Annotated in this window: 11 protein-coding genes and 2 tRNA genes; 7 read left to right on the forward strand and 6 right to left on the reverse strand. The window is 60.3% G+C overall.

Annotated features, from left to right (window positions below):
- The first annotated feature begins 9 nt into the window (after positions 1-9).
- The 4 genes from RLO07_RS16790 (at position 10) to RLO07_RS16805 (ending at position 4,499) form a co-directional block, all read left to right on the forward strand.
- Positions 10-97, forward strand: a tRNA-Ser gene (locus tag RLO07_RS16790).
- 290 nt (positions 98-387) lie between these two features.
- Positions 388-1,998, forward strand: coding sequence for an alkaline phosphatase (locus RLO07_RS16795; RefSeq protein ID WP_462293294.1), 1,611 nt, complete (start codon positions 388-390; stop codon positions 1,996-1,998).
- A 13-nt stretch (positions 1,999-2,011) separates the two neighbouring features.
- The gene (locus RLO07_RS16800) at positions 2,012-3,754 is read left to right on the forward strand and encodes an alkaline phosphatase (RefSeq protein ID WP_350131475.1); all 1,743 of its coding nucleotides are present in this window, start codon (positions 2,012-2,014) and stop codon (positions 3,752-3,754) included.
- Between the two features lie 70 nt (positions 3,755-3,824).
- On the forward strand, positions 3,825-4,499 hold the full coding sequence (locus tag RLO07_RS16805; protein ID WP_350131478.1) for a hypothetical protein: 675 nt from the start codon (positions 3,825-3,827) through the stop codon (positions 4,497-4,499).
- Between the two features lie 81 nt (positions 4,500-4,580).
- On the opposite strand, the gene RLO07_RS16810 is transcribed toward RLO07_RS16805, so the two are convergent.
- Entirely contained in the window at positions 4,581-5,060 is a 480-nt protein-coding gene (locus tag RLO07_RS16810) for a YbhB/YbcL family Raf kinase inhibitor-like protein (RefSeq protein ID WP_350131481.1), read from the reverse strand.
- Between the two features lie 291 nt (positions 5,061-5,351).
- Here RLO07_RS16810 and RLO07_RS16815 point away from each other — a divergent pair.
- Positions 5,352-5,439, forward strand: a tRNA-Ser gene (locus RLO07_RS16815).
- A gap of 263 nt (positions 5,440-5,702) precedes the next feature.
- Here the strand turns inward: RLO07_RS16815 and ltrA are convergent.
- From ltrA to RLO07_RS16835, 4 genes are all read right to left on the reverse strand, one after another.
- Positions 5,703-7,106, reverse strand: coding sequence for a group II intron reverse transcriptase/maturase (gene ltrA, locus RLO07_RS16820; RefSeq protein WP_433962350.1), 1,404 nt, complete (start codon positions 7,104-7,106; stop codon positions 5,703-5,705).
- Between the two features lie 554 nt (positions 7,107-7,660).
- Positions 7,661-8,293, reverse strand: a complete 633-nt coding sequence (locus RLO07_RS16825) for a PEP-CTERM sorting domain-containing protein (RefSeq protein ID WP_462293295.1) — start codon at positions 8,291-8,293, stop codon at positions 7,661-7,663.
- A 635-nt stretch (positions 8,294-8,928) separates the two neighbouring features.
- Positions 8,929-11,520, reverse strand: coding sequence for a cation-translocating P-type ATPase (locus RLO07_RS16830; RefSeq protein ID WP_462293296.1), 2,592 nt, complete (start codon positions 11,518-11,520; stop codon positions 8,929-8,931).
- Between the two features lie 63 nt (positions 11,521-11,583).
- Positions 11,584-11,991 (reverse strand): hypothetical protein, encoded by a 408-nt coding sequence (locus RLO07_RS16835; RefSeq protein WP_462293297.1) that lies wholly within the window; start codon positions 11,989-11,991, stop codon positions 11,584-11,586.
- Between the two features lie 202 nt (positions 11,992-12,193).
- Here RLO07_RS16835 and RLO07_RS16840 point away from each other — a divergent pair, with 202 nt between their 5' ends.
- Positions 12,194-13,198, forward strand: a complete 1,005-nt coding sequence (locus RLO07_RS16840) for a cysteine synthase A (protein ID WP_462293298.1) — start codon at positions 12,194-12,196, stop codon at positions 13,196-13,198.
- A 43-nt stretch (positions 13,199-13,241) separates the two neighbouring features.
- Here the strand turns inward: RLO07_RS16840 and RLO07_RS16845 are convergent, their stop codons facing one another.
- Positions 13,242-13,823 carry an acyl carrier protein phosphodiesterase gene (locus RLO07_RS16845; protein ID WP_462293299.1) on the reverse strand — a complete coding sequence of 194 codons (582 nt, stop codon included), beginning with the start codon at positions 13,821-13,823 and terminating at the stop codon, positions 13,242-13,244.
- Between the two features lie 36 nt (positions 13,824-13,859).
- On the opposite strand from RLO07_RS16845, the gene RLO07_RS16850 reads away from it, so the two are divergent.
- Positions 13,860-14,753, forward strand: a complete 894-nt coding sequence (locus tag RLO07_RS16850) for a cation diffusion facilitator family transporter (RefSeq protein WP_462293300.1) — start codon at positions 13,860-13,862, stop codon at positions 14,751-14,753.
- The last annotated feature ends 56 nt before the right edge of the window (positions 14,754-14,809 follow it).

Here is a 14,809-nt window from a genome sequence, read left to right on the forward strand (position 1 = left end):
AAACAATACGGTGGGCTGGCTGAGTGGTCGAAAGCGGCGGTCTTGAAAACCGTTGAGGGGCAACCCTCCCGGGGTTCGAATCCCTGGCCCACCGCCAATCAAAGGAAAAGGGGCTCCCGCAAGGGTGCCCCTTTTTTCTTTGATGGTGGATGAGCCCGGACTTGGTTCGGCCCCCCCCGGTTCGACAAAACGCGGCCCCGGGAGCGTTTTGCAACGAGGCGCGCAGCGCCGAAGCCCAAGAGGGGCCACAACAGCCCCCGGGGCAGTCATGCCTTCTTCATCTCCTTGTAAAGACTCCTTCGCCTTAATGTCACATTTTATGGGCATTCTTCAAGTATCGCGAATCTCTGAAAACTACCGATCTTCAACTTCAACAAGGTGTCGAGCATGATTACAAAGAAAACCAGAATCTGCATCGCTGTTGCACTTGCAACTGCGAGCGCCCTCGGGAACACTCAGGTCCTCCCTGACCATCAGACTTCCAGCCCCTGGTTCCAGCAAGCGAATGACAGTATCGCTTTCAAGGAACAGACCATGAGCGCCCCCTCTGCCACTGCCAGAAACGTGATTCTGTTTGTCGGCGACGGCATGGGTATCAGCACTCTGACGGCGGCGCGCATTCTCGAAGCGCAGCGCGCCGGAGCTGAATTTGGTGAAGAGAATGAACTCTACTTCGAGAATTTTCCCCATACCGCCCTGGTGAAAACCTACAACACCAATTCGCAGGTACCGGATTCAGCGGGAACCATGGGTGCGATGGTCACCGGTTTAAAGACTGACATTGGAGTATTTGGCTACGACGAAACCGTCGAACGTGGCGATTGCAGCTCCATCGGCGATGACAACAAGTTGGCTACCTATCTTGAAATGGCCGAGGTTGCGGGCATGTCCACCGGAATCGTCTCGACCGCTCGCGTCACCCATGCCACACCTGGAGCGCTTTACGCCAAGACGCCCGACCGCAATTATGAAGATGTTTCCGACATACCCGAGGATGGTAGCTGTGCTGGTCAAATCGAGGATATCGCGAGCCAACTGATCAATTTCGAATCGAACATGGAAGCCTCCTTCGAGAACATTGATGTGGATGGTATCGAGGTAGTGTTGGGTGGCGGTCGCCGCCACTTCATCCCGAACGACGCCGGCTTCAATGTGGAGAAGCCAGCAGACGCGGGCGCGGAAGGCGATCGCACCGATGGCCGTGATCTTCCTGCCGAGTGGCTGGAGTTGTACGGATCCGGGGCTGTCTACGTTACCGACCAGGCCGGATTCGACGCGATCGATACCGAGAGCACTGACAAGATCCTGGGCCTGTTCAACGAGTCCCACATGCAGTACGAGGCAGACCGCAGCAATGACATCGCCGGTGAGCCGTCAATTGCAGAGATGACCAGGAAAGCAATAGAGGTGCTGGACAACAACCCCAACGGATTTTTCCTGATGGTGGAATCCGGCCGTATAGACCACGCCCACCACGCCGGCAACGCAGCAGGCGCCCTCACCGACACCATCGCGATGGCGGAAGCGGTGAAGGCAGCATACGATGCGACCGATCCCGACGACACGCTGATTCTTGTTACGGCCGACCACAGCCATGTCATGACCATGGGCGGCTACGTGGTACGAGGCAATCCAATCCTCGGCAAGGCCGTCTATTCCGAAGGGGCCGGCCCGGAACTGGCGCACGACTCACTGCCCTTTACCACCTTGAACTACAACAACGGTCGGGGCTTCTGTGATCTTGGCGGCGAAACCGACTCTGATGCAGGATATGGATGCGCTATTACTGCCGGCATGCGCAGCGATCTCAGCGCTGTCGAAACAGAGACGGATGGATACCACCAGGAAGCATTGGTTCCTCTCGATTCGGAAACGCATGCTGGCGAAGATATCACCATCCACGCCACCGGCCCGGGTTCGGCTTTTGTGCGCGGCACCGTTGAACAGAGCATGGTCTTTCACATTATGAATAACGCTCGGCCGTTGATCGGGGAGTAAGGAGCTAATGACAATGAAACCGAAGAATGAATACAAACTGCTTGCGGCAGCGTTGATGTCTCTGATCTTGATCGGTTGCAGCGATAATGGAGATGACACGACACCCGCCCCGCCAGGGCCTGCTGAAGACCCCGCTCAGGACGAAGGGCAAGAGCAGTCCAGGTCGTCTCTGGATCGCATGGATCTGCGCAACAACGTTGACAACGCGTTCTATGTTAACGGCGAAGGGCGCGTTGCTGAAATGTCCAGCAGTGATCTGAGCGAGGTCCGTGGAGCGGCGAAAAACGTCATTCTGTTCGTTGGTGACGGCATGGGGCCGTCTACAGTAACGGCTGCGCGTATTCGCGATGGAGAGCTCAAAGGCATGACCTGGGAAGATGGGGTCTCGCGCGACTTCGACGGGCCGGAATCCAACGATCTCTCTTTCGACAGGTTCCCGTTTGCTGGTTTGGCAAAGACATACAACACCAACTCACAGGTGCCAGATTCTGCTGGCACCATGGGCGCCATGGTCACAGGCGTGAAGACCGACATCGGTGTGTTCGGATACGACCAAACGGTAGTTCGGGGCGACTGCACTACCGGCAACACGGGTAACCAGCTGGTAACCAGTCTGGAACTCGCCGAAATTGCCGGAATGTCTACGGGGATCATCTCTACAGCACGCATTACGCACGCGACCCCCGGCGCCAACTACGCCAAGTCCGTTGATCGCAACTATGAGGACATTTCCGATATTCCCGCAAGCGGCAACTGCTTCGGGGTGCAGGAAGATATCGCTTCCCAACTCATCTCTTTCGAGACCCGGCTGGAAGAGATGGGCTATGTGGTTGACGGTATTGACGTTGTTATGGGCGGGGGCCGCCGTCACTTCCTTCCAAACAGCACCGCGTTTAACGTGGAAAAACCGGTCAACGCTGGCGCTGAGGGTGACCGCACCGACGGCCGCGACCTACCATCGGAATGGCAGGCACTGTATCCAGAGGGTGTGTACGTGACCGATAACGCCGGATTCAATGCTATTAACACGGAGGAAACCGACAAGGTGTTCGGATTGTTCCAGGAATCCCACATGAACTACGAACTCGACCGCAGCAACGACATCGCAGGTGAGCCGTCACTATCCGAGATGACTTCCAAGGCCATTCGAGTTCTCGACAACAACCCCAATGGGTACTTTCTGCAGATCGAGTCGGGACGGATTGACCATGCACACCACGCTGGCAATGCGGCAGGTGCCCTTGCGGATACAATTGAGTTCGCCAGGGCGGTCCAGACAGCGGTAGATCTGACCAGCGACGAAGATACGCTCATCCTGGTCACGGCGGACCACAGCCATGTCTTTACCATTGGCGGCTACGTCAAGCGCGGCAATCCGATACTCGGCAAGGCCATCTACGCGGGTTCTGATGCCGAGGCGCTGGCTGCTGACGGATTGCCCTTTACGACTCTGGGCTATACCAACGGCCGTGGCTTTTGTGACCTTGGCTCCGAGACGGATTCCGATGCTGGGTACGGATGCGCTATCACCAGTGGCAGGGTAGACATCAGTTCGGTGGACACCGAGGCTCCGGGCTACCATCAGGAAGCACTGATTCCATTGTCATCGGAAACTCATGCCGGAGAGGACGTCGCGGTATATGCAAGCGGCCCGGGAGCATCCTTGGTGCGCGGCACCAACGAACAGAACGTTTTGTTCCACATCACCGACTATGCTCTGGATCTGATTGCCAGGGCGAATGCTGCGGCCAACTGATCCACTCACCAGCAATACTTTTCAAGACCATCGGCCAGTGGCCGATGGTCTTTTTACTTCAGGAGCGAACATGTACAGGACAACCCTTTTCCTCACACTTGCCATCGCCTCGGCGAGTACCGCTGCGGGCACAGCCTGCTACAAGCCCGATGAAATCGTCGGCGCTCGCTACTTGATATCAAGTAGTGACGATGCCGACAAGGAGCGGGAGATCACTATCTTGCGGCAAACCCCATCACGTCTGATCTACCTGTCTCCCGACGACCATCTTACCCAGGTATACGAACGCTACTCGGAGACACTGGTCAAGTTGATAGAGTATTTTGACGTCGAGTCCATCGGCGTGGAGCATGACCCCGCACCGACCCACCCATCCAATGACTGGCTCTCGATGTACCAGATTTTCCCAGCCTCCAGCTTGAACGAGCTCAAGGCCATCGGTGAAAGCGAGGTTCATTGTCTGACAGCAGTTGAATACGCCGGCAAGAACAGCGATGGCGCCCATGTTGTGGTGACTTATCTGCCGCAGATAGACCTGCCGGCGTCCATACGGCGCGAAACCGGCAACGCCACCAAAACCTGGTCTCTCGATCAACTGGTAACCAGTCGCATGGAGATCGATCAGGCGCTGGCCCGCATCAACACCTATACCTTATATGATTTTGCCGATCTGGGTGACAACGAACAGGAAGACTTCTTTCGCAAGAGCCGCTATCTCCAATACAAGCTGGGGCACAAGCACTAGCGCAGACACCACTGGAGCAGATGCAAGCCCCAACCCTCCCGGGGCTCGAATCCCTGAGCGGCTGCCAGGGGAGATCCCCCCTCAATCGCGGCGGTAGCGGCCAACCAGGCGATTCATCCCCCGCAGGTGCGGCTCGATCCTCGCCAGCAGCTCCCACAGGGTGAGCCCCTCCTCGAGCGGCGCGTCATCATCGAGGGCAAGCACCCAGAAATAGTACGAGTGATCGCCATGCCCGTTGGGCGGCATCGGCCCGCCATAAGCGGCATCACCGAAATCGTTCTTGCCGTTGGTGTAGCCGCTGTCACCCGCTGCCAGACTTGTGACGTTGCCAGGGATATTGTAGAGCACCCAGTGCACGAACCCGTAGGTCCCGCGTGGGCTGACCAGTGGCGCATCCGGATCGTGGCAGATTATCGCAAACGCCCTGGTATCTGCCGGCGCATTGTTCCAGGATAGAGGCGGGGACAGATCTTCACCCTCCCCAGTGTACTGTGCCGGGATGTTATCTCCGTTGCCAAAGGCGGAGCTGGTGAGTTGCAGTTCGGACAATGCGAAACCCATAACGTTACTCTCTTGCTAAACTTTACCAAGAGTATAGCCGGGGAGCCCGCGGAATGACCAACAGCCTCGCAGGTCTATGTGCTCCATTACGACCCTCTGCGGTTTGGTGACACCGCACCGTAGTCTTCGGATGTCTCCACAACTTCACCGACAGCTCGCATGAACGCCGATCAACATAACAGCAATAGCAATGCTTGCAACTCTGCAGGCACTTGCCTGGGACCAGGCTCTTGTGTGCGCGGAGCGGCCCTGTATAATCGCGCACTCTCGCGCAACGCGGGAAAACAATCCGGTGGGCTGGCTGAGTGGTCGAAAGCGGCGGTCTTGAAAACCGTTGAGGGGCAACCCTCCCGGGGTTCGAATCCCTGGCCCACCGCCAATCAAAGAAAAAGGGGCTCCCCCAAGGGTGCCCCTTTTTTTGGTGGTGGATGAGCCCGGACTTGGTTCGAACCCCCCGGTTCGACAAAACGCGACCCCGGGAGCGTTTTGCAACGAGGCGCGCAGCGCCGAAGGCCCGGAGGGGTCACAACAGCCTTGAGGCTGTTGTGATTCATCCCTGGCCCACCGCCAATCGGGTAGGAGGCGGGATTGCTCCCGCCGTCCTCCCACACCACCGGGCATACGGTTCCGTACCACGGCGGTTCATATGGCCCATTTGAGCCGGTGATAATAGTCTATCAGCGATACCAGTCCCAACCGGTCAAAGAGCTTCTTCGGCAGAGCTTGATTCAGGTGCGAGGCGCCGGCATTCCACCAGGGACCGCGCCCGTTCTGGGCACTATTCCACGCCCGCTCTTCCTCAAGCCCCAGTCGCATCAGGTTCTTCGCACGCGTATAGGACCGTTTCCATTGAAGCCACAGTACCTGGCGTAAGTGGCGGCGTATCCAGCCGTCCAGCTCCTCCAGAACGCTCTTGACCCCGATGTGACGGAAGTAATTAATCCATCCGCGTAATTTGGGGTTCAGTTCTTCAATGATCCGGCCCAGCGAACGCCCACGGCCCCGGCGGTAGATCGCCTTCAAGTCGCCCCGCAGGCGTTTAACCGCCTTCGGATCAACTCTCAGGCGAACGTTGTACCTCCGATTACACACCGTGTAGCCGAGGAACTTTCGCTGCCAAGGGCGGCCCACCCCGCTCTTCTCCCGATTGACCTTCAACTTCAGGGTCTTTTCAAGATAGTGCGTGACTGATTCCAGCACCCGCTCCCCCGCCCGTTCGCTTCTGACGTAGATATTGCAGTCATCGGCGTAGCGGCAGAACGCGTGCCCGCGCTTTCCCAGCTCCCGATCCAGATCGGTCAGCAGGATGTTGGATAACAGCGGTGACAAGGGGCCACCCTGTGGGGTGCCTTCCCGCCTCGCCGTCACCAGTCCGCCGGTGCAGATGCCCGCCTCAAGGTACCCGCGTATCAGTTTCAATGCCCGCTTGTCCTTCACCTGCCGCGCCACGCGTGCCATCAGCATGTCGTGGTTGACCCGGTCGAAGAACGCCTCAAGGTCGATATCCACTACCCAGCGGTATCCCGCCTCAACGTAGTCGCGGGCCTGCTTTACCGCCTGACCCGCGTTCCGTCCCGGCCTGAACCCGTAGCTGGATTCCGAGAACCCCGGTTCGAACACGGGGCTCAATACCTGATGCAGTGCCTGCTGAATGAGCCGGTCCAGCACCGTGGGTATCCCCAACTGGCGCACACCACCACCGGGCTTGGGTATCTCTACCGCTCGCACTGGCTGTGGCTGGTACGTCCCCTCAAGCAACTCTTGCCTATGCCGGGGCCAGTGGACCTTCAGGTAACCTTTGAGATCGGCCACCGTCAGCCCATCCACGCCGGGTGCGCCCTTGTTCCGCATCACCCGGTCGTAGGCCCGCTGCATATTCGGTCGTTCCAGGACCGCCGATATCACATCCATCGGCTCCTCATGGGGATAGCCCCTCCTCACCGTGTCACCCGCGCACTGGTCCGCCGTACCGCGCAGGTACTGCCCGCGCTCCCCGGTGATCAGGGGCGGTGTTTCAACCACCCTGTCTGCTCTTTCCAGTGTCATCGAGAATCAGGTCCCCAATCTGTTCCACATGTTCAGCCCTTCAGTGGCCGGTAAACCACCTACTATGGCCTCTGCTGACTTCTGATACCCCATCCCGCCACCTCTCAATGGCGGTAGCCGATGGCAGGGCATCAGACCTCCCAGGGTAATGCGCGTGACCTTCCCACTTATACCCGCCGCATCTACGTCCGCCGTTTCCGTGCAAGTACCGGGCTTCGAAGATATTTGCCTTCTTACCCACTGCGACCGCCTCCTATGCGATTCCTGGGGGACGCCTAGTCTTCGTCGGGCCAGTGTTTTGCCTGCGGCTTCCTTCAGATTCCACCTCGCGGTAGACACCCTTGCCGTTCGGCTAATCGTTCCCCTTACCGGGCCGATGGCGGACTTGCACCGCCAAGTCATCCGGCCACCACCACGTGTACCGGAACAGCGCCAGTCACGGCGCTACGCGCCATGCCTGGCGCACAAACAGAAAAAGGGGCGCCCTTGCGGGCGCCCCTTTTTTTTGCTTGCTGCCTAGCCGACGTGAAAGCCGGGGAAAAAGCGTCAGTTGATCAGCTGCGACGACGGCGCAAGAAGCCCAGACCGGCCAGGCCAAGACCGAACAATGCCAGGGAGCCGGGCTCGGGAACACTGACGCTGTCGCCTGTTGTCCTGATATTCAGGGTGAAGGAGCGGAACAGGATGGGATCCGCACCGACCGTATCACCTATCCGCAGCGTCCACGTGCCGGCGACATCGTCGCCATCGAAGGCGGACAGGGCACCGACCGGTTGGAACGTTCCCGACTGAATGGTGGTCGGCAGAGAGGACACGGCCTCGTCATTGAAGGTATTGGTCACGTCAATGCTGCTGCCCGGCCCGGAAAAATAGCTGCTGGAAAACAACACAACATTGGTCCCGGTCGGTCCAGTCAGGTTCATGAAGGCTTCACCCGGATAAGGAAAGCCGCCGCTGCTGCAGAAAAAGTCAGCGGTTACACCCGAACCACACTTGCTCCATTCCACCGTGATATCGAGGTCAAGAATGGTTCCGGTCGATACTATGCCAACCGAACGATCAATGAACGATTGATCGGCTGAGCCGCCCGTGGAATTGGTTGCCGTAATGAGTGCGGCATGGGCCGGACCGGTTGTAGCGGCTGCCAGCACCGCACCCGCAATCAGGCATTTCATCTTTGTCGCCATGACTTTAGTCCCTTGAATCTGGTTAAGTAATTTCCCGAGATCTCGACAGCCGCCCTGCTTGTCAGCTCCCTGATCATCCACATTAGTATTAAGCAAAACCTATGCCACAACTTCAACGCATTGATAAATAAGATATATTGGACAGCCTGGGCGGATTTCGAATCCAAAATGTAAAAAAAACCGACAATCCCGGCACCACCGACCAGGGCGGCGGTGGGGAGCAGGAGGAAGAGGAAGGCGCACCCTGTCGCTCCAGCGCCTTCGTCCCGGCGATGGCACAGAAGGTGGAGTTCAAGGCCACAGAGTCCGCCGGCATTGATCTGGACGGCCTGTTCCTCGACCTGGGCGACTTTACAAACCCGTTCGCGTTCCTGACCTCGGGCATGGATAGCGGCATCCTCGACTTGGTCGCCAACCAGTTGTCGATCACCGCGCTGGCGATCGAACGCGATGCGTTCCGCAACGGTTGGCTCGCAGTCAACGCCGGCTTCGAGGGCGTGATCGATGACGAGGAACCGGGCTGGCGCGCCGGCGCCGCTCACCGGGCGCTGCCTGACCGGTCAGACTTGTCGAATCAATGGGGCGCCGAGCCGCACTGCGCAACTGAAAAGGCTCCCGACAACCGGGGGCCTTTTTTAAACCGGTTGCCGGTAGATCAGCCCCCTTCGCCGCAACAGCTTTTCCAGCTCCACCGCCAGCAACACCAGCAGCGGCAAGCTGAAACAGACCAGCAACTCGTCCGCGTCCAGGGGCTGGGTCTTGAAAATGCCATTCAGTACTGGTAGATAAATCACCGCCAGTTGCAACAGAACGGTCAGCGCCACCGCCAGCAACAGCGGCTTGTTGCTGAACAGCCCCTGCCGCCACAGCGATTCGGATTCGGATCGAATGGCGAGTACATTGGCCAACTGGCAGAACACCAGCACCGTGAATACCACGGTCTGCCAGTGTGCTGCACCACTGCCCAGCGCCCAGGCCTGCGCACTCAGGGTAATCCCGCCGATCAGCAGCCCCACCCAGATCATGTGTTGCCACATCCCGCCAGCGAAGATGCTTTCGCCGGGTGGCCGCGGCGGGCGCTGCATGATCCCACGCTCGGCTGGCTCAACGCCCAGCGCCAGGCCGGGCAGACCGTCCGTGACCAGGTTGATCCAGAGAATATGGATGGGGAGCAAGGGGATCGGCAGCCCCAGAAAAGGAGCCAGCAGCAGCACCCAGATTTCGCCGGAGTTGCTGGTCATTGTGTACTTGATGAACTTGCGAATGTTGTCGAATATCCGCCTGCCCTCGCGTACCGCGCCGGCGATCGTGGCAAAGTTGTCATCCAGCAGAATCATGTCGGCGGCATCGCGGGCAACGTCTGTGCCCTTGGCCCCCATGGCGATACCGATATCGGCCTGTTTCAGCGCCGGGGCATCATTGACCCCGTCACCGGTCATGGCGCAGAACTCGCCGGCCGCCTGCAGGGCCTTGACGATGCGAATCTTCTGCTGCGGGCTGACCCGGGCGTATACCCGCAATTTCCGTATCCTTGCCTGCAACTCCGCATCGGGCAGTTGTACCAGCTCCGAGCCCGTTATCAGCGTGGATTCACTGTCAGTGATACCCAGGCGACGCGCGATCGCCAGCGCGGTAGCAGGATGATCGCCAGTGATCATCACCGGGGTAATGCCAGCGGCCAGGCAGTCCCGTACCGCCTGCGGAACCTCGGGGCGCGGCGGGTCGATCAGGGCGACCAGGCCCAGCAGGGTCAGGTCGCTCTCCACCGCGGCCAGTTCAGCGGCATCCGGAAGCCGGGGCAGCTCGCGAGTGGCCAGGGCGAGCACCCGATAGCCCTCTGCAGCAAGTCGATTGGCCTCCGCCAGCACCTTGCTGGCGTCCGCCGAGGGACACAGTGGCACCACCTGTTCCGGTGCCCCCTTGCAGAATACGACCACTCCACCTGCCGCGCCGTGCAGGGTCGACATGCGCTTGCGCTCGGCGTCAAACGGAAGCTCGGCCACCCTGGGCAGCTCCCTCGCCAACTCGTTCTTGTCGTAGCCGTCGTTCAGCGCCGCCTGAAACAGGGCAATTTCGGTAGGTTCGCCGCGCAGAGAACCGCCGGCACCGGCCTCCACGTCGTTACTGAGAGCCAGTGCCTGGCCCAGGCGTTCGGCTCCTTGCGGTATGCGGGCACAGGACTGGCCGTCGACGACAAAGCTTTCGGCGTGCATCCGGTTCTCGGTCAGCGTCCCGGTCTTGTCGGTGCAGATAAAGGTGACCGACCCCAGGGTCTCGACGGCGGGCAGATTGCGCACCAGCGCGTGTTTGCGTCCCATGCTCAATGCGCCGAACGCAAGCGCCACGCTGATCACCGCGGGCAGGGCCTCGGGAATGGCCGCGACCGCCAGGCTGATGGCGGTGAGCAGCATCAGCAGCGCAGGCTCCCCGCGCAGTAGACCGACGGTAAAAATCAGCGCGCAAATTGCCAGCACCACCAGCGCCAGGCGGCGACCGAAGCGAGCGAGACGCTGCTGCAAGGGTGTCTTGAGTTGCGGCGTTTGCTCCAGCAGGTCGGCTATCCGGCCCAGTTCGGTGGCGGCGGCAGTCGCCACCACCACTCCCTCGGCCCTGCCAACGCTTACCTGACTGCCCTTGAAGGCCATATTGCGCCGCTCGGCTACCGGCAGGTCGGGCTCCGCCAGCGCTTGTACATGTTTCAATACGCCGGTGGATTCACCGGTCAACATGGACTCGTCAACCTGCAAGTCCGCTGCCTGCAGCAGACGCAGATCCGCTGGCACCAGGCTGCCCGCCTCCAGAAGAACCAGGTCGCCGGGAACCAGCTCAATGGCAGGTACCTCAAGGATCTCGCCAGAACGGCGTACGACTGCGACAGGCGCTGCCATCGCCCTCAGGGAAGCCATTGCCCGTTGCGCACGCGACTCCTGAACCGCACCGATGACGGCGTTGAGCGCAACAATCACCAGGATAGCCACGGTATCGACCAGATCGCCAACAAATCCGGCTACCAGGGCAGCAGCCAGCAACACCAGGATCATGAAGTCCTGGAACTGCTCGAGGACGATCCGCCACAGCGGGTGGAAGCGGGACTCGGCGAGCTGGTTCGGCCCGTGCCGGGCGAGGCGCTCCGCGGCATCCTGTGGCTGCAGCCCGACGCTTGCATCGACCTGCAGTAGCTGTTCCAGTTCCGCAGTGGAAAGCGTGTGCCACCGGGATTCGCTCACGTAAACCTGCTCAACGGCAGCGATAGGCGACCGCCACCGCCCGCGAAACTGCGGGCAGCCCTGTCACACAGAGGCTCCCAGCCCGAGATTGCGCAACGCGGTGCGGAATGCGTTGAAGGGGCTGATGATGGCGTCACCCAGCACAATCGCACAGCCGAACCAGTGGAAATAGTTCAGCTGCTGCCAGCTCTCGCCCGCGTTGCTCGCGGGCCGCCCCTCCAGCAGGAACCAGGTCATCAGGGCCGTCCCCAGCATGACCGCGACAATGGACCAGAACAGATCCAGCAGAAAGGACGCGGCATTGATATCGCCGGACTTGAAGAACTCGACGAACAGCACAAATACCCCGATCGCGATATAGGCGAAGCCGAAGTGGATCTGGGCCGCCATGTCCACCTGCAGCTGGTACATGATGACCGGGAAGGCAATGACCACTAACACCCAGGGGAATTTGCCCAAAAAAGCTATCATACCGCCCCCGCCATTATTTACCCTGATCTGTCCTGACACTGGAGTGACCTCGGTTCTCAGATGTCCCATCATAGGACGGCTGGCAGTAAAATGCAGCCATGTTCAGCGCAACCGCGATCCCCAACAGGGTGATGCACTACACTTGACTGTGCGGGTAGTCTGGAGCCCGTGCCACCGCAAACCACCAGCCTGGGAGTAACCAATGCCAGAAAAATCCCGGATTCTTGACCTGATCGGCAACACTCCCCTGCTGTACCTGCGGGAGGTCTCGGAACTCACCGGCTGCCATATCTACGGCAAGGCGGAGTTCATGAACCCCGGTGGCTCGGTCAAGGATCGCACCGCGCTGGGCATTGTTCGCGCCGCCGAGGCGGCGGGAGAGCTCCACCCTGGCGGTGTTATCGTCGAGGGCACGGTGGGCAATACCGGCATCGGTCTGACGCTGGTGGCCAACGCCCTGGGCTATCAGTCGGTGATCGTGATGCCGCAGACTGCCAGCCAGGAGAAAATCGACCAGCTGGAAATGCTGGGGGCGGACCTGATCCTGGTACCGTCGGCTCCCTACGACAACCCCGGGCATTACATCCACACCGCCGAGAATGTGGCCCGGGGCCGGGCCAGCAGCGAGCCCAATGGCGCCACCTGGGCGCGCCAGTTCGACAATCCCGCCAACCGGATGGTGCACTATGAAACCACGGGCCGCGAGATCTGGACCCAGACCGGAGGCAAACTGGACGGCTTCATCTGCGCGGTGGGCACCGGGGGAACCCTGGCCGGGGTTGCTGCGGCCCTGCGCGAACGCAAGCCGGCGGTGAAGATCGGCCTGGTGGACCCGATGGGCTCGGCGCTGTACAGCCATTTTGACGGCGGCCCGCTGCGGGGTGCAGGCAACTCCATCGTCGAGGGCATTGGTGTATCCTTCCTGCCAGGCAACCTCGATGGCTTGACGCCGGATTTCGCTTGCCAGGTGGATGACGATGCTGCACTGCCGTACATCTTCAATCTGCTCAAGCACGAGGGGATCTCGGTGGGCGGTTCCTCGGGCATCAATATCGCCGGGGCGGTGGCCATGGCGCGGGAACTGGGCCCGGGACACACGATCGTGACGATCCTGTGCGATGCCGGTAGCCGCTACCACAGCAAGCTGTTCAACCCGGATTTCCTCATGCGACACAAACTGCCATTCCCGTCCTGGATGGCCAGCTGAGCCGGCTGGCACGCAGGCTACCTTGCCAGCAGGAGCCAGGACCTTAGTCCGGCGTCGACGCCGCAAACGCCAGGACGTCGGGGAAAAATGCCAGAAAAACACGCTCCAGCTCGGCGTCCTTGTGGGCGATGACAGCAGCCGCCAGCGGCAGCGGATTATCCCGCCGCAGGCGCCGGGAGATGCCGTGCAGCGTTGCTTCCACGCCCTCCATGGTGGCGCAGCGATCCAGCCAGTCATGGGCGATCAGGCGCGGCAGGTATCCAGCCAGCGGAGCGGGCAGTCGCCGGCGATTTTCGGAGAGTGTGCCATAGACGCTGTCAATGAATTCCCGGCGCCCCCTGGCTGCAAAACGCTCCCAGTGACGAATGAGATAGTGATCAAAGGCAACATCCAGCACAATACCCGCATACCGGCGCTGAATGGCCGGAAACGTGCCCCTGAGTTCAGCCAGCAGTGGATGCCCGTCGGCGAAGGCATCAATCCGCCGATGTTGTTGTACTCCCTGCCTGATCCCCGGCACCAGGTCCAGCGCCTGCAGCGGGCCCTTGAGGAAGTCTCCCGCCACATTGCCGACAAGATGCTGGGGATTGGCGCCGGCAAGGAAGGCATGGGCTAGATGATTCATGACAGAGCACAGTTGTAGGGAGTGGAACAGGATAACATGCAGGCACACAACCATGGCCCGACACATTATGGCAAGGCGTTTGCCATCGGCATTGGCCTCAACTCGGCCTTTGTGGCGATCGAGGCTTGGTATGGCTGGCAGGTACAGTCCCTGGCGCTGCTTGCGGACGCCTTCCACAACCTGAGTGATGTCGGCGCGCTGGTTCTGGCCTGGGCTGCCTTTGCCGCCGCAAGACTGGCGACGAACCGGCGCCACAGCTACGGCTGGCGCCGTGGCTCCATCCTGGCCAGCTTCACCAATGCGATTGTCCTGTTGCTGGCCATGGGTTCACTGTCCTGGGAGGCCCTGCAGCGCCTGCAGGCCGGCGCCGGCATGGCCGCAACGACGGTCATCATCGTGGCCAGCATTGGTGTGGTCATCAACGCCGTCACCGCCTGGCTATTCGTTGCTGGCGGCAAGCGGGATCTGAACCTGCGCGGCGCATTTCTGCACATGGCTGCAGACGCCCTGGTTTCGCTGGGCGTAGTGATTGCCGGCTTTCTATACCTGTGGCAGGGCTGGACCTGGGTGGATCCGGTCATGAGCCTGCTTATCGCCCTGGTGGTGATCATCGGCACCTGGTCTCTGTTCCGGCGCTCGTTACACCTGCTTTTCGACGGTGTTCCCGAGGGTGTGGACCTGGACGCCGTGCGCGACTGCATGCTCTCCCTGCCCGGAGTAGTGTCTGTGCATGACCTGCACATCTGGGCCCTGAGCACCTCGGAAAACGCAGTCACGGCCCACCTTGTGCTTTCGGAGACCGCCTCCGCTGACGACGCGCTGTTGCGGCAGGCTACGACACTGCTGGCGCAACACTTCGACATCCAGCACGTCGTGCTGCAACAGGAGTCCACAGCCTATGCCGCAGTCTGCAATGTGGCCTGCAACTAGCTGCAGGCAGGCAGGGTGTAAAACTCCATACCCGGACTGGATCCAGACAGTTGCGA

The sequence above is a fragment of the Haliea sp. genome (assembly GCF_040221975.1).
Lineage (GTDB): Bacteria > Pseudomonadota > Gammaproteobacteria > Pseudomonadales > Halieaceae > Haliea.

Excerpts from the sequence above, each read along its gene's own strand:
- ltrA (WP_433962350.1), bottom strand. The coding sequence starts at position 7,106 with ATGACACTGGAAAGAGCAGACAGGGTGGTTGAAACACCGCCCCTGATC.
- RLO07_RS16840 (WP_462293298.1), top strand. The coding sequence starts at position 12,194 with ATGCCAGAAAAATCCCGGATTCTTGACCTGATCGGCAACACTCCCCTG.
- RLO07_RS16795 (WP_462293294.1), top strand. The coding sequence starts at position 388 with ATGATTACAAAGAAAACCAGAATCTGCATCGCTGTTGCACTTGCAACT.
- RLO07_RS16850 (WP_462293300.1), top strand. The coding sequence starts at position 13,860 with ATGCAGGCACACAACCATGGCCCGACACATTATGGCAAGGCGTTTGCC.
- RLO07_RS16810 (WP_350131481.1), bottom strand. The coding sequence starts at position 5,060 with ATGGGTTTCGCATTGTCCGAACTGCAACTCACCAGCTCCGCCTTTGGC.
- RLO07_RS16845 (WP_462293299.1), bottom strand. The coding sequence starts at position 13,823 with ATGAATCATCTAGCCCATGCCTTCCTTGCCGGCGCCAATCCCCAGCAT.
- RLO07_RS16800 (WP_350131475.1), top strand. The coding sequence starts at position 2,012 with ATGAAACCGAAGAATGAATACAAACTGCTTGCGGCAGCGTTGATGTCT.
- RLO07_RS16805 (WP_350131478.1), top strand. The coding sequence starts at position 3,825 with ATGTACAGGACAACCCTTTTCCTCACACTTGCCATCGCCTCGGCGAGT.
- RLO07_RS16835 (WP_462293297.1), bottom strand. The coding sequence starts at position 11,991 with ATGATAGCTTTTTTGGGCAAATTCCCCTGGGTGTTAGTGGTCATTGCC.
- RLO07_RS16825 (WP_462293295.1), bottom strand. The coding sequence starts at position 8,293 with ATGGCGACAAAGATGAAATGCCTGATTGCGGGTGCGGTGCTGGCAGCC.